Source organism: Martinezella lusitana (assembly GCF_010668395.1).
In the GTDB taxonomy this organism is placed as follows: Bacteria; Pseudomonadota; Alphaproteobacteria; order Rhizobiales; family Rhizobiaceae; genus Rhizobium; species Rhizobium lusitanum_A.
In genome coordinates, this window is record NZ_WUEY01000014.1 from 1 (window position 1) to 19,545 (window position 19,545).

Annotated in this window: 20 protein-coding genes and 1 pseudogene; 9 read left to right on the forward strand and 12 right to left on the reverse strand. The window is 61.5% G+C overall.

What is annotated here, in order from left to right; genetic code table 11:
* The 7 genes and pseudogenes from GR212_RS24730 to GR212_RS24760 all read left to right on the forward strand — a co-directional run.
* Window positions 1-230 (forward strand): annotated as a pseudogene (locus GR212_RS24730) (EmrB/QacA family drug resistance transporter); the annotation flags it as partial.
* Between the two features lie 293 nt (window positions 231-523).
* On the forward strand, window positions 524-1,237 hold the full coding sequence (locus GR212_RS24735; protein WP_432444403.1) for a c-type cytochrome: 714 nt from the start codon (window positions 524-526) through the stop codon (window positions 1,235-1,237).
* Window positions 1,234-2,499, forward strand: a complete 1,266-nt coding sequence (locus GR212_RS24740; RefSeq protein ID WP_163990533.1) for a c-type cytochrome — start codon at window positions 1,234-1,236, stop codon at window positions 2,497-2,499. Before GR212_RS24735 ends, GR212_RS24740 begins: the two co-directional genes overlap by 4 nt.
* A 10-nt stretch (window positions 2,500-2,509) precedes the next feature.
* On the forward strand, window positions 2,510-2,689 hold the full coding sequence (locus GR212_RS24745) for a hypothetical protein (RefSeq protein WP_163990535.1): 180 nt from the start codon (window positions 2,510-2,512) through the stop codon (window positions 2,687-2,689).
* Window positions 2,686-3,249, forward strand: a complete 564-nt coding sequence (locus GR212_RS24750) for a cytochrome C oxidase subunit II (protein ID WP_163990537.1) — start codon at window positions 2,686-2,688, stop codon at window positions 3,247-3,249. Before GR212_RS24745 ends, GR212_RS24750 begins: the two co-directional genes overlap by 4 nt.
* On the forward strand, window positions 3,239-4,864 hold the full coding sequence (locus GR212_RS24755; protein WP_163990539.1) for a cbb3-type cytochrome c oxidase subunit I: 1,626 nt from the start codon (window positions 3,239-3,241) through the stop codon (window positions 4,862-4,864). Before GR212_RS24750 ends, GR212_RS24755 begins: the two co-directional genes overlap by 11 nt.
* On the forward strand, window positions 4,861-5,652 hold the full coding sequence (locus GR212_RS24760) for a c-type cytochrome (RefSeq protein WP_163990541.1): 792 nt from the start codon (window positions 4,861-4,863) through the stop codon (window positions 5,650-5,652). The genes GR212_RS24755 and GR212_RS24760 overlap by 4 nt, the downstream gene beginning before the upstream one ends.
* A gap of 42 nt (window positions 5,653-5,694) precedes the next feature.
* Here the strand turns inward: GR212_RS24760 and GR212_RS24765 are convergent, their stop codons facing one another.
* The 3 genes from GR212_RS24765 to GR212_RS24775 form a co-directional block, all read right to left on the reverse strand.
* On the reverse strand, window positions 5,695-6,153 hold the full coding sequence (locus tag GR212_RS24765; protein ID WP_163990818.1) for an RrF2 family transcriptional regulator: 459 nt from the start codon (window positions 6,151-6,153) through the stop codon (window positions 5,695-5,697).
* Between the two features lie 98 nt (window positions 6,154-6,251).
* On the reverse strand, window positions 6,252-7,463 hold the full coding sequence (gene hmpA / locus GR212_RS24770) for an NO-inducible flavohemoprotein (RefSeq protein WP_163990543.1): 1,212 nt from the start codon (window positions 7,461-7,463) through the stop codon (window positions 6,252-6,254).
* Window positions 7,464-7,623: 160 nt separating this feature from the next.
* Entirely contained in the window at window positions 7,624-7,806 is a 183-nt protein-coding gene (locus GR212_RS24775; RefSeq protein ID WP_163990545.1) for a hypothetical protein, read from the reverse strand.
* Window positions 7,807-8,167: 361 nt separating this feature from the next.
* Here GR212_RS24775 and GR212_RS24780 point away from each other — a divergent pair, with 361 nt between their 5' ends.
* Complete coding sequence (locus GR212_RS24780) at window positions 8,168-8,932, forward strand: SDR family oxidoreductase (RefSeq protein WP_163990547.1); 765 nt, start codon at window positions 8,168-8,170, stop codon at window positions 8,930-8,932.
* A 198-nt stretch (window positions 8,933-9,130) separates the two neighbouring features.
* Here the strand turns inward: GR212_RS24780 and GR212_RS24785 are convergent, their stop codons facing one another.
* The 8 genes from GR212_RS24785 to GR212_RS24820 form a co-directional block, all read right to left on the reverse strand.
* Complete coding sequence (locus GR212_RS24785) at window positions 9,131-10,042, reverse strand: helix-turn-helix domain-containing protein (RefSeq protein ID WP_163990549.1); 912 nt, start codon at window positions 10,040-10,042, stop codon at window positions 9,131-9,133.
* A 525-nt stretch (window positions 10,043-10,567) separates the two neighbouring features.
* Entirely contained in the window at window positions 10,568-10,984 is a 417-nt protein-coding gene (locus GR212_RS24790) for a cupin domain-containing protein (RefSeq protein ID WP_163990551.1), read from the reverse strand.
* 65 nt (window positions 10,985-11,049) lie between these two features.
* The gene (locus GR212_RS24795) at window positions 11,050-11,997 is read right to left on the reverse strand and encodes an NADP-dependent oxidoreductase (protein WP_432444406.1); all 948 of its coding nucleotides are present in this window, start codon (window positions 11,995-11,997) and stop codon (window positions 11,050-11,052) included.
* Window positions 11,998-12,312: 315 nt separating this feature from the next.
* Entirely contained in the window at window positions 12,313-13,632 is a 1,320-nt protein-coding gene (locus GR212_RS24800) for a YbfB/YjiJ family MFS transporter (RefSeq protein WP_163990553.1), read from the reverse strand.
* A gap of 125 nt (window positions 13,633-13,757) precedes the next feature.
* A complete protein-coding gene (locus GR212_RS24805) occupies window positions 13,758-14,366 on the reverse strand; it encodes a TetR/AcrR family transcriptional regulator (RefSeq protein ID WP_163990555.1) in 609 nt (202 codons plus the stop codon).
* Between the two features lie 76 nt (window positions 14,367-14,442).
* Complete coding sequence (locus GR212_RS24810; protein ID WP_163990557.1) at window positions 14,443-15,351, reverse strand: AraC family transcriptional regulator; 909 nt, start codon at window positions 15,349-15,351, stop codon at window positions 14,443-14,445.
* 368 nt (window positions 15,352-15,719) lie between these two features.
* A complete protein-coding gene (locus GR212_RS24815) occupies window positions 15,720-16,586 on the reverse strand; it encodes a helix-turn-helix domain-containing protein (protein WP_163990559.1) in 867 nt (288 codons plus the stop codon).
* Window positions 16,587-16,597: 11 nt separating this feature from the next.
* Window positions 16,598-17,497: a helix-turn-helix domain-containing protein gene (locus GR212_RS24820; RefSeq protein WP_163990561.1), complete on the reverse strand. Its 900-nt coding sequence runs from the start codon at window positions 17,495-17,497 to the stop codon at window positions 16,598-16,600.
* Window positions 17,498-18,100: 603 nt separating this feature from the next.
* Between GR212_RS24820 and GR212_RS24825 the strand changes: the two genes are divergently transcribed.
* Window positions 18,101-18,547: a hypothetical protein gene (locus GR212_RS24825; RefSeq protein ID WP_348643524.1), complete on the forward strand. Its 447-nt coding sequence runs from the start codon at window positions 18,101-18,103 to the stop codon at window positions 18,545-18,547.
* Window positions 18,548-18,726: 179 nt separating this feature from the next.
* On the opposite strand, the gene GR212_RS24830 is transcribed toward GR212_RS24825, so the two are convergent.
* A complete protein-coding gene (locus GR212_RS24830) occupies window positions 18,727-19,380 on the reverse strand; it encodes an HAD hydrolase-like protein (RefSeq protein WP_348643525.1) in 654 nt (217 codons plus the stop codon).
* Window positions 19,381-19,545 lie beyond the last annotated feature (165 nt).

Here is a 19,545-nt window from a genome sequence, read left to right on the forward strand (position 1 = left end):
GCATCGCAAGCCTCACCGGCTACTTCATGAGCCATGGCGTCAGCGACCAGGCCCTCGCCTCCCACAAGGCCATCGTCGCCGTCGCGGCAAGCCTGCGCAAACAGGCAAACATCATGGCATTCAGCGACACCTTCTTCCTCATCGGCATCGCCCTCATCATCGCGCTCTCCTCAAGCCTGATCCTCAAAAAACCGAAGCCGGGCCAGACTTCCGGCGCGGGTGCTCATTGAAGCGCCGCAATGAACAGCGCACAAGGAGCGCGGCTCGCATAGCCGGGCCGGCCATGCGCGATCTTCGGCCTGTCATTTGGCCCGGCGCCGTTCCCGTCGGCCATGCCGTGCGGGTGCTCGCCGAGGCTTCAGCGGGCTTGATTGCCATCGAGACAATTGTTGCTTCCGGCAGCTGCGGCATCCTTCCGGCCCGTTCCCACAAAACTCGTCCCGTTGTTGCCAGACACAGGCCGCCCGATGCCCCACCCATAAGCGCAGATGACCATGTTGGATTGGAGCGAGGAACGACGACAATGCGGCTGTCCATGCGTGTCCTTCTTCTCGCGGCGTATCTCGCTGCAGCCGGCTGCGCGGCCGCAGAGGATATGACGGCGGAGGGCATGGCCGAACGCGTTCAGGCGTGTACGCCATGCCACGGCATTCAGGGCCGGGGAACGAGCGATCCCTACTTCCCGCGCCTTGCGGGAAAGCCCTCCGGATATCTCTACAATCAGCTCCTTGCGTTCCGGAACGGCCGCCGGAAATACCCGCCGATGAACTATCTACTTCAGTTCTTGCCGGAAGCCTATTTGAAGCAAATCGCGGATTATTTCGCGGCGCAGCGGCCTCCGCTTCCGCAACCCGGGCCGGCCGATGTCAGCGAGGCCGTCCTTGACCACGGCAAAGCTCTCGTCACCGGTGGCGACGCATCTCGCGGAGTGCCTGCCTGCGTAAGCTGCCATGGTTCTCTTCTGACGGGCCAGGAGCCCGGCATTCCGGGGCTTCTCGGCCTTCGAGCAAGTTATCTCAGCGCGCAGCTCGGCGGTTGGCGCTACGGGACGCGAACGGCCATCGCTCCGGATTGCATGCAGATCGTCGCGGGACATCTCACCGAGGACGACGTTCGGGCCGTGGCTGCATGGCTTTCCGCCCAGCCGGTCCCGGCCGACCCGTCTCCGGCGAAGAACGATGCGTTTGCGTTGCCGTTCCAATGCGGAAGCCAGCCGGAGGAAGGAACGCTCAAATGAGGCCTTCCAGTTTTATTGCCGTGGTGGGGATCTTGGCGGTCACGTCCTTTCTTTGCGGCGAAACGGCAATTCGCGCAAGCGAGAGCGTCGCTGCAAACGATCCGGCCCTCATCGCAAGGGGCGAGTATCTGGCGCGGGCGGGAGACTGCATTGCTTGTCACACGGCGCCGGAGGGCAAGGTTTTCGCGGGAGGCAGGGCCATGCCGACGCCGTTCGGAACCTTGTACACCTCCAACATAACGCCCGACCGCGACACCGGAATCGGACGATGGAGCGCGGACGACTTCTATCGGACGATGCATGAGGGACGCTTTCCCGATGGCGGATTGCTTTACCCGGCCATGCCGTTCGCGTCCTATACGAAGGTTTCGCGCCAGGACAGCGACGCGATCTACGCGTATCTGCTGCGGATCGAGCCCGTCTCGCAGAAGAACCGCGAGCACGAGCTCCAGTTTCCCTACAACAACCGCTCGCTCGTGCTCGGTTGGCGGACGCTCTTCTTCACCGAAGGGGCATTCAAGCCGGACACGCAGAAATCCGATGAGTGGAACCGTGGCGCCTATCTGGTCGAGGGGCTTGGCCATTGCGGCATGTGCCACACGCCGATCAACGCGCTCGGAGGCAATTCCGAGGCCGACGCGTTCAAGGGCGGATTGATCCCGATGCAGGACTGGTATGCGCCCTCTCTCACTTCGAACAAGGAAGCTGGTCTCGGAACCTGGAGCATCCAGGACATCACCGATCTTCTGCAGAAAGGCGTGTCGGCCCGAGGCGTTGTCTACGGACCCATGGCGGACGTCGTTTACAACAGCCTGCAGTATCTTTCGGATGCGGATATCCGCGCGATGGCCGTCTATCTGAAGAGCATAGCCCAGGATAGCCCGAAGCCGGTCGTGTCGCGGCTGCCTCACGCCGAGAGCAGCCTTCTCGTCAGCCTCGGAAAATCTGTCTACGAGAGCGACTGTGCAAGCTGCCACGGCTTGAGGGGAGAGGGGAAGCCGCCTCACTATCCTCCGCTCGCCGGAAACCAGTCCATTCAGATGGATTCGGCCGTGAACGCCATCCGGATGGTTCTCAACGGCGGCTATCCGCCGGGAACCTCGGGAAATCCGATGCCTCACGGAATGCCGCCATTCTCGGTCAGTCTTTCGGACGACGAGGTCGCCGCGGTAGTCAGCTACATCAGGACGTCCTGGGGCAATACCGGGGCGCCGGTCAGCGCGGCCGAGGCGAACCAATTGCGCGCCGCCCCGCTTCAATGAGGAACACGATATGATCAACACCGAATCCCCCGATCGCGATCCGGATGTCCACGACGCGAAGGTCGACCATATCGTCGCGAGCGGACCGCGCGGCGCAATCGTGGTCGCCGGTATCGCGACCGCCTGCGTGGTGGCGATGTGGCTGCTCTTCTATCTGTTCGTCTTTTTGCCTCGGACGGGATTTCCATGAGCGTGGAGAACAGTCAGCCGGCCAGTGCCCAGGTCGCCGAGAAGATCGAGCGCCGATGGGCGGCGATTTCGATCCTCATCATCGCCTTTCTTGTGGGGATGGCGGCCTATGCCGGCCTGTACCAGGCGACGATGCCCCAGACGCAGGTCGAGACGATAAACCCGGTCACGCTCCACGTTACCGGAGAGTTCGTGGAGACCAACCTCGGAACCGCGGTCGAGCCCGACGGGTCGGTCACCGTCCGGGCCGTTGGTCAGCAATATTCGTTCACGCCATCCTGCATCCTTGTGCCGGCGGAGACGAAGGTCGTCATTCGGGCGACCAGCGCGGATGTCGTACACGGCCTCCTGATCCAGGGGACGAACGTGAACACGATGCTGGTGCCGGGATACGTGTCTGAGCAAACCGCGCGCTTTCCGGAACCGGGCGAGCACCTGATGCCGTGCCAGGAGTTTTGCAGCGTCGGACATGAAGGCATGTGGGCGAAAGTGAAGGTCATCGACCGGCAGGCCTTCATGGCGCTCGCCGCCGACAAGAGGAGGCTGTCCTGTGTTAAGTAGCCGACGCCTGATCCTCGCGCATTTCTGGCTCGCCTTCGGCGTCTTCGGCCTGGCGATCCTGCTCGGCGCCTGGCAGATGTTCATCCGCAGCCCCCTGGCGGCTTGGATCGGAAATCCCGAGCTGTACTATCGCTCCGTCACCGCCCATGGAACCATCATGGGCTATGTGTTTCCCACGCTCGTCGCGATGGGGTTCGGTTACGCGATCACCGAGAGCTCGTTGAAGACGCCGCTGGTCGGGCGACGCTGGGCGTGGGCGGGCTTCTGGCTGATCGTCGTCGGCGCCGTCACCGCCATGATCCCCGTCTCGATGGGTCTGGCCTCCGTTCTCTACACTTTCTATCCGCCGATGATCGGCAACCCGTTCTACTACATCGGCGTGGTCCTCGTTGTCGTCGGCTCCTGGATCTGGGTCGCCCTGATGTCGGTCAACCTCTACCGCTGGAAGCGAGCCAATCCGGGCGCTCCGGTTCCCCTGGCGATGTACGCGAATGTCGCGGGCTCTTATCTGTGGGGGTGGACGGCGGTCGGTGCCGCGCTTGAACTCCTGCTTCAGATCATACCCGTAGCGCTTGGATTTCGTTCGACGATCGATGCCGGGCTCGCGCGTATCTTCTTCTCCTGGACCCTGCATGCCATCGTCTATTTCTGGCTGATGCCGAGCTACATCGCCTACTACACGATTGTCCCGAGAGCGATCGGCGGCAAGCTCTACAGTGACCCGATGGCCCGCATTTCCTTCGTGCTGTTTCTGGTCGTCGCGATGCCGATCGGCATCCACCACGCCTTTGCCGACCCTCAGGTCGGCGCCGGCTTCAAGTTCGTCCATTCCGCGTTCACGGCGATCGTCGCGCTGCCGACGCTCCTGACGGTCTTCACGATCTGCGCCTCGGTCGAGATCGCCGGGCGGCTGAGAGGCGGACGGGGACCGTTCGGGTGGCTTGCAGCGCTTCCATGGAAAAATCCGACGATGCTCGCCGTGGCATTCTCCTTCTTGATGCTCGGCTTTGGCGGTGCGGGCGGCCTCATCAACATGAGCTACCAGCTCGACGCCTCGATCCATAACACGCAATGGACCACGGGACATTTCCATCTGATCTTCGGCGGCGCGATCGTCATCATGTATTTCGTCATCGCCTACGATCTCTGGCCCCATCTGACCGGCAGGCCGCTGCTCGACATCGGTCTGATGCGAACGCAGCTCTGGCTCTGGTTCGTCGGAATGATCGTCACGACCTTTCCCTGGCATTATGTCGGCATTCTCGGCATGCCTCGACGAATGGCCTACTACGACTACGCCGATCCTGCGATTGCCGGCCAGGCGATACCCGTTGCCCTGTCCGTGGTCGGCGGCTTCATTCTTGTCGTCTCGGCAATCCTCTTCTTCGCCATCCTCATCAGAGGACACATGTCGGGGCGGCAGGAGCCGGGCAGCTACCGGTTCAGCATTGCGGTCCATCCGCCTGCCCGGGTGCCGGCCGCGCTGAATGGCCACGGCCTCTGGATCGCCCTCATGATCGGCCTGACCGTCACCAACTACGGCTATCCGATCCTGCAGCTCGCCTTCCGGGGAGATACGTCGGTGCCCGCCGTTTATGTCGGAGTCCGGAAATGAGCGGCGAGAAAATCTTCAGCATCGCGAACAGATGGTTCACGACAAGCGTCGGTATCGCCGTGCTGATCTTTCTCTCGGCAGTCGTCACCGGCTTCGTGCTCATGCCGTACGCGGAGCCGGACGGCCGCCTGGCGGGACTATGGGATTCCATTTGCAACGCGGCAGGATTTCCCGTTCGCAACTCTGCCGTCGCCTTCGTCGCTCCGGACTTTCAGGTTTCGTCTGTAACGCTCGGCGCCGAGGACCTGCGCGAAGCGCCCGCTGATTCTATCGGCAGAGGCGCGACGCTCGCCCAGAAATGCGCCATCTGCCATGGGCCGACCGGCGTGAGCCGTGCGGATTCGCCCAACCTGGCCGGGCAGTATGCGGCGGTGATCTACAAGCAGCTTCGGGATTTCAAAAGCGGCGCCCGCGTAAACGCGGTCATGAGCCCGTTCGCGCTGACCATGACGGAGCAAGACATGCGCGATCTTGCGGCCTACTACGCATATCTTCCGAGACTTCCGGAAACCCCTGCCGGAACGGCGGTGGCCGAGCCCGCCATCGTACAGGTCGGTGCGCCGATGCGGGGGATCGCACCCTGCGGATCGTGCCACGGCGGCATCGAGAACAAACGGGGGAGCCCCTGGCTCAACGGCCAGTCGGCTGTCTATATCGAATCCCAGCTGCGGGCGTTCGTCTCCGGAAATCGCCGCAACGATACCAGCGAGCAGATGCGCAATGTGGCGCGGGCGATGACCGATGAAGAGATCAGGGCCGCCTCGCGCTACTATGCCTCCCTGCAATAGGAGGCAGGCGGCTATTGTCGCATTGCATTTCCGGGAGGTGGGTCAGGCGGTCGTTATCGGAAGATCCGGGAGCGCGAGGAGGTTTCGAAGCGGCACTGACGGCCGCGTAAGATCCGCCAGCGTGTATCCGTCCAGCACGTCGAGGAACGCGGCGGCGGCGGAGGCGAGCGCGCGCTTGAGAACGCAGGCCGGCTGGATCGCGCAGATCTTTCCGGCGCCTTCCTCCATGCAGGGGACAATGGCGAAATCAGGTTCCGACGCGCGCACGATATCGCCGACGCCGATCTTGCCGGCGTCGCGCGCCAGCCGCATTCCGCCCTGCCGGCCGCGCACGGTCTCGATGAATCCTTTCAAGCCGAGTTCGTGTGTGATCTTCATCAGATGCGCCTTCGATATGTCGTAAGCGTCCGCGATCTCGGAAATCGTCGAAAGCTTCTCGCCATTCAAAGCGAGATACATCATCAGGCGCAGTGCATAGTCGGAATAGACGGTGAGGCGCATGGCGGTGTTCGATCCCTGGGGCAACTCATTCCTTATAAAAATATCTCCGGGATGAATCAATTGTGGGGACGGGCTAAGACCTGTCCCCACCTTCGAATTCATGCGGCGGCCAGATCGTCCGCCGGGCCGAAGAATTCGAAATGAATGCGCTCCGGTGGCACCCCGGCCTTCGCAAGACCGTTGACGAAGGCGGCGAGGAACGGTCTTGGCCCGCACAGATAGAAGTCGGCCTCATGGATCGGGGTGTTCTCCGCAAGCCAGTCGATCGTGATCTGACCGTCGTGATCGAAATGGATGCCGCGTTCGTCGCGCTCATGGGGCGTGTCGTAGAAGATCGCGGTCTTCAAGTGAGGGCGCCCGTCGGCGAGCCCCTTGACGTGACTGCCCATCGCGTGCATGCGGCCGTCCTGCGCGCCGTGGACGTAGTGAACCGGCAGCTGAACACCGCTGTCGACGATCGTCTCGAGCATGCTGACCATCGGCGTCAGTCCGACGCCGCCGCTGAGAAGGACGACGGGACGTTCCGGGCGTTCCGGCAAGTGGAAATCACCGGTCGGCGGCGCGACCTCGATGACGTCTCCCTCGTCGACGCGGTCGTGCAGATGTCTGGAGACGGTGCCGTTCACCTCGCGCTTGACCGAAATCCTGTATGTTATGCCGTTCGGAGCCGAGGAGATGCTGTAGTTGCGGCGCTGTGGAGGCAGGCCGGGAACGTTGATCTTGAACGTCAGGTACTGGCCGGGCCGGTGTCCGACCACCGGACCGCCGTCAACCGGCTGCAGGACGAACGAGGTGATGATGTCGCTCTCCGGCCGCTTGGCCGCGACGACGAACTTGCGCCATCCATTCCAGCCGCCGACCGAGGACTTCAGATGGTCATAGATCTGCTTCTCGCGACCGATGAGGATGTCGGCGAGGAACCAGTAGGCTTCTCCCCAGGCAGCGAGGATTTCGTCCGTGGCGGCGTCGCCCAGTACGTCCTTGATCGCGCCGAGCAGTGCCGTGGCGACGTGAGGATAGTGTTCGGGCAGGATATGCAGCCCGACGTGCTTCTGCGCAATGCGCTCGACGGCGGGGCCTAGGACCGCGAGATTGTCGATATTCTGGGCGTAGGCGAGGATCGCCTGTGCGAGCGCCTTCGTCTGGCGTCCACCTTCGCCCTGGTTGGACTGGTTGAACAGTTCGCGGACGGCGGGATCCTGGAAAAGCCGCTTGTACATCGCCGCCGTGATCGTCGTGCCATGTGCCGCAAGCGCCGGCACGGTGGCCCGTACGATCGACTTGGTTTTTTCGCTCAATGTTTCCGACATGTGATCTCCGTTCTGGCTGTGTTGGTCGGTGACCAACATCTACGTCATTAAAGATATATCTACAATGTATCTTTAATGACGTAATCGCAGTTGCGCCGTTCTGTCGCAGAGCGAAGCCGGGACGTGCTGTCGGCCGCGTTCACGATGAGAGTCGCGCCCTTTACCGGCCAGGAGGCTGATCGGCTTCCGGTACGAAGACCCTGACCTGCTGCTGACGGCCTTCCTTCAGGTCTCCACGCAGCAGGAGGAGCGCCATGAGCGCCAGCAACGCGGCGACGATCGCCAATCCCACAAAGCCGCTCGAGCTTTGCTCCGGGGCCTCGGTCGTGCGGAATTTCGGCATGATTTTCTCCATCGTTCGTGATCCGGCGTTCCGTCGCAAAGGTGGTCTGCCGAGAAGGCTGAAGTCTCGGCAGACCAGTTCGCAGACGGCACTAGCGGCGGGTGCGTCTGCTGCCGTGCCTTGGGCAGCACGGCGGGGGGGGAACGAGAGGAAATTGCCATAGTCGGCGCATGGCGAATTGTACCGGCGAGACATGTTTTGAATGCGCTGACCGTCAAGAGTGCCGCGGAAGGCGCTTGCGGCGACAATGGCGGGTGTTGTGGCCCTTCCGTCCAATGAATGCGCCGATGATGATAGAAGGCGAGGCGTCGGCACGGTTCTATTCCTCATCGACATTTCACCTGTCAGGAGAGGAATTGATATGAGACGGCTTTCTGGGAAGGTTGCCATCGTCACCGGAGCCAGCGCGGGCATCGGCCGGGCGACGGCGAAGAGATTTGCTTCCGAAGGAGCCATGGTCGTGGCCAGCGCGCGGCGACAGTCGGAACTTCAGTCACTTCTTGCGGAAATCGAAGCCCTCGGAGGCGTTGCCGCGATGCTTGCGGGCGATGTCTCGAACGAGGACTACGCCCATAGCCTGGTCGAGACCGCCTACTCGAAGTTCGGCGCCCTCGACATCGCATTCAACAACGCCGGCACGCTCGGCGAAGCCGGACCTTCCGAGACGGTCTCGCAGCATGGATTCGAGCAGGCGATTGCCGTGAACCTCACGGCATCGTTCCTGGCGGCGCGAGCCCAGATCCCGCGCATGATCGCCGGCGGCGGCGGATCGATGATCTTCACCAGCACGATCGTCGGCTCAAGCTTCGGCTTTCCCGGCACGGCGGCTTATGCCGCCAGCAAGTCCGGGATCATCGGTCTGGTGCAGACTCTCGCCACCGAGTACGGGCCGAGGAATGTCCGCGTGAACGCCATTCTTCCAGGCGCGATCGAGACGTCCATGTATCACGCGATGAACGACACCGCGGACAAGGAAGCATTCATGATCAACATGAGCGCCCTCAAACGCCTGGGCCGGCCGGAGGAACTCGCCGCCGCCGCGCTTTTTCTGGCATCCGACGATTCCACCTTCGTCACCGGAACCGCGATGCTCGTCGACGGCGGAGCGACGATCACACGAACCTGATATGGGCTCGGATGGGCAGCGCCGACCCCGCCGCTTTCGGAATGTGCGGGCCGCCGTAAATGTCGCTCGGGGAGGTGGTTGTCGCCTGTGGAGCTGGGCTGCTCGGACTTTTGCCGAAGCTGCCTGCGGCACTTCGCGGGCAGCTTCATCGCTCGGTCGGGTGTCAGCCGGGTATCACATCCAGGGAGGATGCTTGGATCATTCGCAGCGGTTGCGCCGCCAGACGCCCGGCGTTGTCCCGACATATTGCATGAAGACGCGCGTGAAATGGCTCTGATCGGAGAAGCCGCTCAAAATTCCGACCTCGGCAAGCGACTTGTCGCGATCAAGGAGAAGATCCTTGGCGCGATCGATACGTCTGAGCTGGAACCACTCGTGGGGCGATTGCCCGGTGGACTGACGGAAGGCACGACAGAAATGTCTTTTCGACAATCCGCATTCTCTTGCGAGGTCCTCAAGCTCCAGGTCGCCGTCGAGCCGTGACTCGATGAGCTCCTTGGCGCGTTTCTTTTGCCAGGGGGCGAGGCCGCCTTTCGCAACATGGCTGCCGGGCACCAGCCCTCCATAGGTGGAGGCAATATGCGACGCCATGGCAAGGGCGATGTGATCGACGAAAAGCTGCGGCACCTCCTCCGGATTGGTGAAAGCCGTTGCCGCTGCGCTCATAAGATTGACCATCGTCGGATCGTCGTATCCGCAGCCGGGCTTGTAGGCGAGCTCACTGATTTTGGGGGCGCTGGCTTCTTCCGCGACTTTGTCGAGCACGTCCGACGGCAGATAGAAATGGATCGAATGGAACGGCTTGTCCATCAGCACGACCGGATCGCGCCGGAGATCGTAGAGCAAGGTCTGTCCGGCCCGCAGGTTCTGGACCGGATATTGCTTGCCGTCCTCCCAATAGAGATGGTTTGGATAGTCGCGCTTCTGTATGGCGACCAGATATGCATTCTCGATAGGTATGGGCTTGCTGCAAAACGGTATGGGATCGTTGCCCCTGATCTCGGTCAGGGCAAGGCTCCCCCGCTTCACGTTCCGGGACAGAATCGTCGGGACGTTTTGCAGTTCGAAACGTGAGCCGAGGTTTTCACCGTATGCACCGGTGTCTGTCATGACGTGAGCTCCCTAACGCCTCGATATTAAGCTGGCCAATTCGTCAGGCAACGTCCATTCGAGCGCGGTCATACATTTGCGTCCACATCGTTCAAAAATGATCGTGACCTTTCAAACCGAGTCGGCCGGCAGCAACCCGTTTCTCTTGCGGCAGGTGGTTCGTACTGCTCTTTTCGCTTGTGGCGGAGCGACCGTAATGGTTGGCCTTTAGGCGGAAAGCCGGCGCGGGTTCGCAACGTTACGATCTTTGGCGCCGGCCGGTTCCATCTTGAAAGATCTGGTCCGTGTGCGGGATCGCTCGCCTTAAGGTTCGGTCATGATATCGGGCAACCACGATGTCGCTCGCATTTGCGGCATCCGATGCCACCTACAGTCGGCGGCGAGCGAGTAGATCCATTCGGTGTCGATCTTTGTTTTCAATTTCATGCACGGTCTCCGGATGGGCGGGATTTTCCAGGAAACGCCGAAGAACATCGACCGGGCCTTTGGGCGATCTCATGTGCTCGATCTCCACCTGCGATGGCCTCAATTCTTGTCGGGGATGGTGGGCTGGCCCGCGTCGCTATTCAGCACGAACACCGCCAGCAGCTTTGCCGGTTTGGTTTTGCTGGCATTCTCGCTGATGCGATGGTGGGCGCCCGGCACCTCGAACCAGCTCTCTCCCGCCTTGTAGATTTTGACCGCTCCGTCGTCGACCTGGCTGCGAATTTCGCCATCAAGGACGTAGGCGAAGATGAAGGCGGACTTGTCGTGCGTGTGGGAGGGCGATGTTCCGCCCGGCGCGTAATCGACGACGAAGGCCCGAAGGCTCTTGCCGGGGATATTCGGTATCTTCTCCAGAAATACCTGCGACACCTTTTCGCCGACGGCATCGTGCGCCACGGCCGGGATGGAAAGCGCGAGCACGAGGGCACACGCCATGAGAGGCTTGTAGACGTTCATCTTGGATCTCCTTGGGAAACTGTTCGCCGGCGACTGAGCCATCCGTTCGGGCTCAGCGTTTGGGGCTAGTCGACGGTCATTACGATCTTGCCTTTTCCTCGGGGCCGGCGTCCCTCGAGCATCTCATGGGCCTCGACCGCCTTCGAGAGCGGCAGCACCGTCCCGACCTTGGTTTCAAACTCGCCATTGTCGATGGCGGCGGCGATGTCGACCAATTCGGCGGTGGTTACGGCGACAAGGAAGAATTTGGCCTGGATAGCTAGCTCCTTCGCCACCTCCTCGTTCGGTTTCGAGACGGCCGAAATCAGATAGCCGCCGCGCTTGATGACGCCGAAGGAGCGAACCTGAGTCTCGCAGCCGACCAGATCTATGACGGCGTCGACCTGACTGACTTCCGTATCGAATTTCTGGCTGTTGTAGTCGATAACGACCGTTGCCCCGAGACGCCGGACGAATTCGACGTCGTTCGCGGCGCATGTCGCGATCACCTTCAGCTTTGCCTTGCGGGCGAGTTGGACTGCGAAGACGCCGACGCTTCCCGCCGCTCCGTGAATGAGCACGGTCTGGCCGGCTGTCAGATGCGCATGCTGGAACAAAGCCTGCTTGGCCGTCACCGCGATTACCGGAACCGAGGCGGCCTCGACATCGCCGATCGTGATGGGCTTGAGGGCGCTCATCGACGCCTTGGCAATGGCGTAGTCCGAATAGGCGCCGATGAAACGTTCGTTCGTGACGCCGTACACCGCATCGCCCCGCTTGAATCCCCTCACCTCAGGGCCGACCGCGTCGACGATGCCGGAATAGTCCGATCCGAGCGTGAGTGGCAGTGGCTGGGGCAGGGCGCTGTTCCCCGATCGGATCCAGCCGTCCCATGGCCCGACGCCGACCGCCTTGACCCTTACACGCAGATCGCCAGGCCCCGGCGATACGAGCGGAAGTTCTTCGCGCTTGATGACTTCAGGACCGCCGAACTCGTGGACACGGTAGGACGTCATCGTCGAAGGCTCAGGCATGGAATTCATGGTTTTCTCCATTCAAAAGTATCACCGGATTTCAGGATGGATGCCCGTCAGGTTGTCCGGCCGTCGTTCTCGTCGACCGGCCGGAACCCGGTTCCGGAAGCGATGCGCGCATCTGTTGCGCCGACCGAGCGGATGACCCGCCGACAAGCAACAAGGTGTGTCGTTTCCGGAAGGGAATGCTCGTCATCCATCCCCTTTGCTGCGGGCCATTCTCGGAAACTGCACCCGGTTTGTATTTTGTGAGGGCGCCCTGTTTTGTGGAATAGGGACTCGATCCCGGTTGGGGTGCCGGTGGGCGGATGGATGCTATTTCCTGGCCCCGGTGTGGGAGGGACGTGCCCCGGCTTCCGGGTGCGGTGTCTGCTCGTTTCGGTTCGCGGGAAGCAGGCGATCCGGTGTTTGCAGGCGTTCGCCACCTTGTCTCGACGTCCGGTCCGGAACGATAAGGTCGAGGAGAAGAGCCAATGCGACGGCAATTGCCCCTATCGCAAAGACGAGCGCGTAGTTCTGTCCCGAATGAGCGAAAAGATAGGAGTAGCCATAGCCGCCCAACGCCTGGAAGAGCGCGAACGCGGTCGTCGCATGCCCCCAGGCCTGCCGCTGGGCGGCATGGTCGTGGCGTACGATATCCTGGGTTCTGCCCAACACCAGCGGAACGATGCCCGGTGTGAAAATACCGAGAATAACGGTGGCGACGATGAGCGCGACGGCACTGGAACTGGTGGCCAGAAGAAGACCGGCGACGCCCTGCAGCAGCAGCGCGATGCGGTAGGACGACCGGAACCCGATGCGGTCGGCGGCAAAGCCGCACAGAACCGGTCCGGTAATCGCGGCAATGCCATACAGGATCCAGTAGGCCGCGCCGAGCTGCGCGCTGCCGTTCAGGCCGCGCACGATATAGTCGACCAGCAGGATCATTGCGGGCACGAGGCCGAGCGCGTTGGCTGCATACTGACTGTAAAGGATCAGCAGCGGTCCACGGGCGGATTTATGCGAGTGGACCTGTTTTGGCGCACCTGCGGCCTGCGGCTCGGTGTTGGGCCAGCCGAACCAGCTCACCGCCGTCAGCAGCAGCGAAAGCACGCCGAGACCGATCCAGGTTTCTTTCAGGCCGATGAGGAGGAGTTCGGGCACCACTGTACCGGACGCGGCGATACCGAGGCCTAACCCGAGGAATATCATGCCGCTCACGAAGCCCCTCCGTTTCGTGGGGATGTGGGGAAGGATCGTCGTTGCGACGAGCACCATGATCGCGCCGCCGGCGAGGCCGGAGAGGAAGCGCCAGACGAAGAACCACGTTGTCGAGAGGGGGAAGGCGCAGGCGAAAAAGGCGAGTGTGGCAACGGCCATGAACAGGCGCAGCGACGATCTGTTCGAGATCGAGGCGGCGACGGGCCGCCCGAGCACGGCACCGGCCAGGTAGCCCGCGAAGTTTGCTGCGCCCAGCGTTACGGCCTCGGATGCCGTGAACCAGTGCTGCCCGATGAGTGACGGCAGCAGGGGCGTGTAGGCAAAGCGCGCCAGTCCTATCGCCACGAAGCTGCCGGAGAGGCCCGCTATCGTGGCGAACCACTGGGATCTGGTGAGGGAATAATCGTCTGAAGCCGCAGCGTGATGCGTGCTCATGGGAGTGCCTTTCGTGTGTCGAATGGGTGCAGGGAACCATCGCCGGATCGCGACGCGAGCGGCCTGCAGGTTTTGCGGATAATTGGGCTGGGGTGATCAGCAGCCCGTCAGGGCTATGCTGCTTATCAGCTCGGAGGCTCCTTCAGCGGCGGCAGCCCGAGCAGAGCGAGAGTGGGCCTGGCGAGACCGAAAAGAACGTCGGGATCAGGGCGAACCCTCGCAAGAACACGCAGCCCGAGCGCCACGGAGAGCAGCATCTTGCCGATGTCGGCGGCCGGAAGGGTCGAGATCGTGGTGCCGGCGTCCTGCGCGGCCCGTGCGCAGCGCGTGAAGAAGGCCTCCATCTCCAGCGTTTCCGCCGCGACCCTCTCCCGAATTTCGGGGTCGTCGCCTCGTGCTTCCAACGCGGTGTTGACGAGCATGCAGCCGCGCTGGAGGGGATCGCCGAGGGAGCGGGCGATGGTATCGGCAAAGAAGCCGGAGATCGCATCCGCCGGCGCAAGCGTGGATTCCAGCCGCGCCATGCGTTCGTGGAGAGAGTGGTCGAGATAGTGGCCGAGCGCCGCCAGGAAGAGGCCGCGTTTGTCGCCGAAAGCATTGTAGACGCTGGCGGTCGTCATGCCCATCGCGGCGGTGAGGTCACGCGTCGAGGTGGGATGATAACCTTTCTCCCAGAAAACGCTTTCCGCGGCTTCGAGGACTTTCTCATTGTCGAATTGCCGTGAACGCGCCAAGTCACTCTCCATATTAGAACGATTGCTCCAATTCATATAGAGCGATCGTTCTAATATCGCAAGCGCAGCGCCCCATTTATTTCCGGCATTCGCGGCGCCAGACCGCCGGGGTCATGCCGACCTTCGCCGTGAACACGCGCGTAAGGTGGCTCTGATCGGAAAAACCGCATGAGCTCGCAACGGCCGGGATCGGAAGATCCGGATCGCGAAGCAGCATCTGGGCCAATTCGATCCGGCGACGCAACAGCCATTGGTGGGGTGTCGCTCCGACCGACAGCTTGAACGCTTTCAGAAACTGCCGCATCGACATTCCGCATTCCGCCGCCAGAGCTGCAAGCGGAAGGTTCCCGTCGAGGTTTGCCGAAATCAGCTCCTTTGCCCGAACCTGCTGCCATCGGGTAAGGCCGGAGGCGGCGGTAACGGGGCGCACCCTCATGCCGCCGTAGCGGCAGGCGACATGATGGGCGACCCCGACGAGCACGCTGTCCATGAACAGTCTCGGCACGTTCTGCGGGTCGGCGAAGAGCGGCAGGAGGGTGAATGTCAGGTCGCGCACGACGGGATCGTCCATGCAGACACCCGGATTATAGTGCAGATCCGTGACAGAGGGGACCCCGGCTTCCTCCGCGACGGCGTCAAGGGCCGCGCGCGGAAAGTAGTAATGCACCGAGTGAAACGAATCGTTGAGATGAAAGATCGGCTTCCGTTTGATATCGTAGATGATGATCTGGCCGGGAAGGAGCGAGGATTCGCGCGCCGGACGATCGTTCTCCCAATATCGATAGCGCGGAAAAAACTTTAGATGGAGGGCAACGACGAACGCGTCCTCCTCGACCGGCGGTGTCGACAATACGTGCTGCGGATCGTCGTATCGAAGCTCCGTGACAGCAAGCATCGCCTTGGACAACGCACGGCTCGCATATCCTGATGACCTGGCGCCGAGCCTTTTGCCAAACGCCTTGCCGTAACTCGTACTCGCTGCCATTAGCCTCCTTGCACCCGGCCGCGCAGATTTCCCGAAGCCGCCAATTTATCACGATTTGAGTGGATTTCGACGAGATCCGCCGCCTCTTCGGCAGTGCTTGTCTGGATGTTTCCAGAGATGCCCTGATTCTTCAAGCAAGCGCGCCGGGACCGCGCAACTGTCGGCTGGTCATTGCGTGCGGAGGACGAGTGTTGGCGGCGAACGAATTCCGGCGAGGTTGGCCCGCCCTGGCATCCGCGTTTCTAGGCAACGCGACCGATCGACGGAAGCAGCACTTGGCAAAATCGCGTTCGAGAACGATTGTTTCGACGCCCGCCATCTTGCTCGTGTTTTCTTTAAGATGATCCGTGACGACCCAATACGGGCGCTTACGAAGAACTTTTCAAGGCGCGGGTAAGCTCGGCTTCCGAGACGCCGAGCATTCTTGCGATGGTGGGCGTATCATAGCCGCGCGCGAGAAGCCGCCGCATGCGCTCGGTTCTCAGGTTTACCCGCCACCGATGAATGGACATCCCCTCGCTGAATTCGAAGGATGCCGCAAAATCCAGCGGCGACATCTGGTTGTCTGCCGACAGCTCGCCCAGGGAAATGTCACCGTCGAGATGTTCGGCAACGTGCTCCTTGGCTCGCATCCCTTCATTGCGGGAGAGACGGCGAACACTGGCCGCCGCTGACTTGCCTCGTCGTGCGTAGGTCTTGATCGCATGCGCGGTGGCAGCGATGCTGACATGATCGACCAGCAACCGGTTCGAGGCGAGGGGTGATCTGAAACAGGGCAGGATGGCTCGGGCCAGATTGTGCAACACGTCATCCTTGATGCCCAGGCCGGGATTGTGGTCGAAACCATCGACATCCGGAAGGTCCTCCCGTTCCGCTACCTCGAGGAGGGCGGCACGGGGCAGGTAGAAGCTCAGATGATGGAAAGCGCTTATGCTATCTGCGACCGGCGAAGAGCGAAGATCATAGATGTTCGCCGTTCCCGCAGGGAGGAAGCCGGTGCGAACTTGTCGGCCGTCGAGGAAGAGGCCGTGGGCGTGGACATCTCGCAATTGAACCGTCAGCAGGAACGCGTCTTCGATCGGGATAGGCTCGGTGAGGCCGGTGTCTTCCCTGTCGCATCGAATTTCCGTCACCGCGACCTTGGCGTTCTTCAGCGTCCTTGCCACGAATGAGGGCGCGACGTCGGTCTTGAACGTTTTTCTGAGTGTCTCGCCGTAGGCGCCTTCTTCTTTCATTTTTATACCTCTCAGAGCGATCTGCGCCATGCGCCCGGCGTCGTCCGCACGACACGGGTGAATACGCGCGTGAAGTGACTTTGATCCGCAAAACCGCAACCGATCGCTATTTCGGCGAGGGTCAGCGTCGTGGACCTCAGCAGGTCTTTGGCCAGCTCGCATCGCCGCAATACCATCCAATGGTGCGGCGCCACTCCGACCGACTGCTTGAACGCACGGGTGAAATGACGGGTGGACAAGCCACATTCACGCGCGAGCTGCGCCAATGGAATCTGCCCGGCAAGATTGGAGTCGATCATCTCCTTGGCTCGCCGTTCCATGCTCTTCGAAAGGCCTCCCGAGTTGCTGCCATCCCGAAGGCGGAGGTCGCCGTAGCGACCCGCGACATGCGTCGCCACGGCGAGCGTGATGTGATCCAAAAAGAGCTGGCTGGCGTATTCGGGGTTTTCGAACGCGGGAAGGAGCGCGGCCGTCAGACCCGCGATGACCGGATCGTCGTTGGGACGGCCCTCGTGTGCGTCCAGCTCGCTGAAGCTTGCGGCCGGGATCTCTTCGGCAAGCGTATCGAACGCGGCTTTCGGCATGTAATACATGACGCAGTTCGACGTCTCGCGAACAAAGGCGATCGGGTTCGTTCGCAGATCGTAGATGGATGTTTGGCCGGAAAACAGGGGTAGCGCGCCGCTGCCGCGGCCATTGATCCATAGTTCATGCTCTATGCAATCCTCGACCTGAAAGGCCACCAGATACGCGTCCTCGCTTGGAATGGGAGAGGTGAGACTGGGTTTCTGACAACGGATGTGCGTGACGCCCATCTCCGAGCGCTTCAGGCTTCTCGTGACGATCGCGGGGGCTCGCTCGAGTTGAAAATGATCCCCCAGCCTCTTCCCGTAGACACCCTGGCTCCGCATCCTAACCCTCCAGCCGCACGACTTCGGGTGAAGCGTGCCGAGATGTCTTGGTATCCTTTTGGCTACACCACTCGATGGGCAACCGGGCTCCTCCCAAACGTCCGACGCGGCACGCCATTTCAAGCGACCTCGGAATGCGAGCCGTATTGCCGGCGAACAGTCCGGTGTCGTTCCAGGATATCAGCGATGGCAGTACCCAGCGAAAGCTCGTCTGTCCGACCTGACGGATGATAAGGAAACCCGCGCAGCTTTGCCTGCACGATCCGGACGCACGTTGTACAATCTGGCCCAAAATCGGCGCTGTCGCGGCGAACTCGATCGAGGAGGCATTCTGCAACCCGCCAACATTTCCCCAGTTGCGCGGAGAGCAAGGCGATCTCCCGGCCTTTTCCAGCCTTCAGCCTCCGCATTTGGATAGGATAATCGGGACTCGTGGATCACCCGCCCCAATTTCAAGACCTAGGATTCGTCCCATGAATTCCTATCTCAGTCTTGCTGCTGGAGCTCCCCGATGAACGACGTAACGACCGACCTGTTTTCCAACCCCTTGATTGAAATCCTTCCGCCAGAGCGCGATGACAAGCCTTCCGGACCGGGGATGACATGCCTGTGCTGTCGACGCAGCCGATCCCGGTCGGCGATGGACGAAGACGGTTGCGGGATTTGCGACGAATGCCTTCTCCCCTGATGACATTGCCACAGGATTTCCGCGAGTTTCGGCATGCGCTCGCGCGGCTGCCCGACGGCTACTCCGAAGGCCATTTTAACGGGCGGCGCTGGGGTGTCACCGTCAAGCGGTCCGCGGACGGCCGCCGCGCTTGGCTGTTTGCCGAGGAGCTCGGAGGAAGCGACATCGTCAGCTTCAACTGGTATTCCCCGCATCAAGGGAGCAATGCTCTCAAGCCTTGCGAGATGTCTTCGTCCAAGGTCATCGAGTTTGTTGTTGCGTTCAAGCCCGGGGCCGAAGTTGGTCAGGAACCAGTCGGCAATCCGCGACAGCATTCTCCTCGCGAACACGATGCGCCAGGCCAAATCGAGAAAACCGTGTAGCATTGGCTGCGGCAAGTCGCATTCCTCCAGCAAAACGCCAAAGACGCGCTTTCTCGTCACAAAGCTTCCTGAGTTCCCATAGTGTTCAGCCTCGCCGACGGTCTCCTGTGAGAATCAACTCGCGAAGACCGCCCAAAAGCTGAAAGTTTTGGTGCGGCGTGAAGGAATAGGTGCGCGCGTCACGCCGCCAGCGATTTCAATTCCGATGGCGCATCGATGAGGAGGTCTGCGCCGGCAAGTTCGAGTTCCTGTCGGCTGCCATAGCCCCAAAGAACGCCGACGGCCCGCATCCGGTTCGCATGCGCTCCGACGATGTCGAATTTTCGATCGCCGATCATCAGGCAGGCTTCCGCGTCCAAGCCGGCATCCTTGAGAATATGGGCCAGCAGTTCGGGCTTATGGTCCAGACCGGCTCCGGGCACTGAGCCATATACGCCCTGGAAAAGGCCCGACAATCCGTGATTGTCGAGAATGCGCTGCGCGAAACTCTGCCGTTTGGATGTCGCCAGCAAAAGGCGAGTGCCCCGGGAATGCAGCTCGACGAGTGCTTCCCGAATACCATGGTAAAGTTCGCTCAGCAGGAGGCCGCGAGTTCCGTAGTCGGATCGATAGGCATCGACGGCTTCGGCGACGCGATCATCGCCAAAAGAGCGCAGAAGGTATCGCATCACATCCTCGATCGGAGGGCCGATGATCGCGGTGATATCCATTTCCGGGTCCGTTTCATGGCCGAGCGCCCGCAGCGCCGCGCGGCAGCTTGAAAGGATGCCTGGTTGCGAATCGACCAACGTACCATCGAGATCGAGCAGGAGGTTGGAAGCGGCGTAGGACACAGGGATCTCGCTTTCTGCTGGCATGGCTTGATACAAATGCGGACGTCTGCGGCGCGGTCAAAGGCAACGACTCCACGCCCGCTTGTGTGCATAACCCATACCCTCTTGTGTTGCACGCCAATCTCGTGCGAGAGCCCTCATCGACGTTTGATCAAATCTCGCGCC

What these genes read in the sequence shown, in the direction of transcription:
- GR212_RS24785 (WP_163990549.1), bottom strand. Translation starts at nt 10,042, where the DNA reads ATGACAGACACCGGTGCATACGGTGAAAACCTCGGCTCACGTTTCGAA.
- GR212_RS24745 (WP_163990535.1), top strand. Translation starts at nt 2,510, where the DNA reads ATGATCAACACCGAATCCCCCGATCGCGATCCGGATGTCCACGACGCG.
- GR212_RS24795 (WP_432444406.1), bottom strand. Translation starts at nt 11,997, where the DNA reads ATGCCTGAGCCTTCGACGATGACGTCCTACCGTGTCCACGAGTTCGGC.
- GR212_RS24740 (WP_163990533.1), top strand. Translation starts at nt 1,234, where the DNA reads ATGAGGCCTTCCAGTTTTATTGCCGTGGTGGGGATCTTGGCGGTCACG.
- GR212_RS24765 (WP_163990818.1), bottom strand. Translation starts at nt 6,153, where the DNA reads ATGCGCCTCACCGTCTATTCCGACTATGCACTGCGCCTGATGATGTAT.
- GR212_RS24780 (WP_163990547.1), top strand. Translation starts at nt 8,168, where the DNA reads ATGAGACGGCTTTCTGGGAAGGTTGCCATCGTCACCGGAGCCAGCGCG.
- GR212_RS24820 (WP_163990561.1), bottom strand. Translation starts at nt 17,497, where the DNA reads ATGCGGAGCCAGGGTGTCTACGGGAAGAGGCTGGGGGATCATTTTCAA.
- GR212_RS24790 (WP_163990551.1), bottom strand. Translation starts at nt 10,984, where the DNA reads ATGAACGTCTACAAGCCTCTCATGGCGTGTGCCCTCGTGCTCGCGCTT.
- GR212_RS24750 (WP_163990537.1), top strand. Translation starts at nt 2,686, where the DNA reads ATGAGCGTGGAGAACAGTCAGCCGGCCAGTGCCCAGGTCGCCGAGAAG.
- GR212_RS24800 (WP_163990553.1), bottom strand. Translation starts at nt 13,632, where the DNA reads ATGAGCACGCATCACGCTGCGGCTTCAGACGATTATTCCCTCACCAGA.
- GR212_RS24825 (WP_348643524.1), top strand. Translation starts at nt 18,101, where the DNA reads ATGCCTGTGCTGTCGACGCAGCCGATCCCGGTCGGCGATGGACGAAGA.
- GR212_RS24810 (WP_163990557.1), bottom strand. Translation starts at nt 15,351, where the DNA reads ATGGCAGCGAGTACGAGTTACGGCAAGGCGTTTGGCAAAAGGCTCGGC.
- GR212_RS24815 (WP_163990559.1), bottom strand. Translation starts at nt 16,586, where the DNA reads ATGAAAGAAGAAGGCGCCTACGGCGAGACACTCAGAAAAACGTTCAAG.
- GR212_RS24760 (WP_163990541.1), top strand. Translation starts at nt 4,861, where the DNA reads ATGAGCGGCGAGAAAATCTTCAGCATCGCGAACAGATGGTTCACGACA.
- hmpA (WP_163990543.1), bottom strand. Translation starts at nt 7,463, where the DNA reads ATGTCGGAAACATTGAGCGAAAAAACCAAGTCGATCGTACGGGCCACC.
- GR212_RS24775 (WP_163990545.1), bottom strand. Translation starts at nt 7,806, where the DNA reads ATGCCGAAATTCCGCACGACCGAGGCCCCGGAGCAAAGCTCGAGCGGC.
- GR212_RS24735 (WP_432444403.1), top strand. Translation starts at nt 524, where the DNA reads ATGCGGCTGTCCATGCGTGTCCTTCTTCTCGCGGCGTATCTCGCTGCA.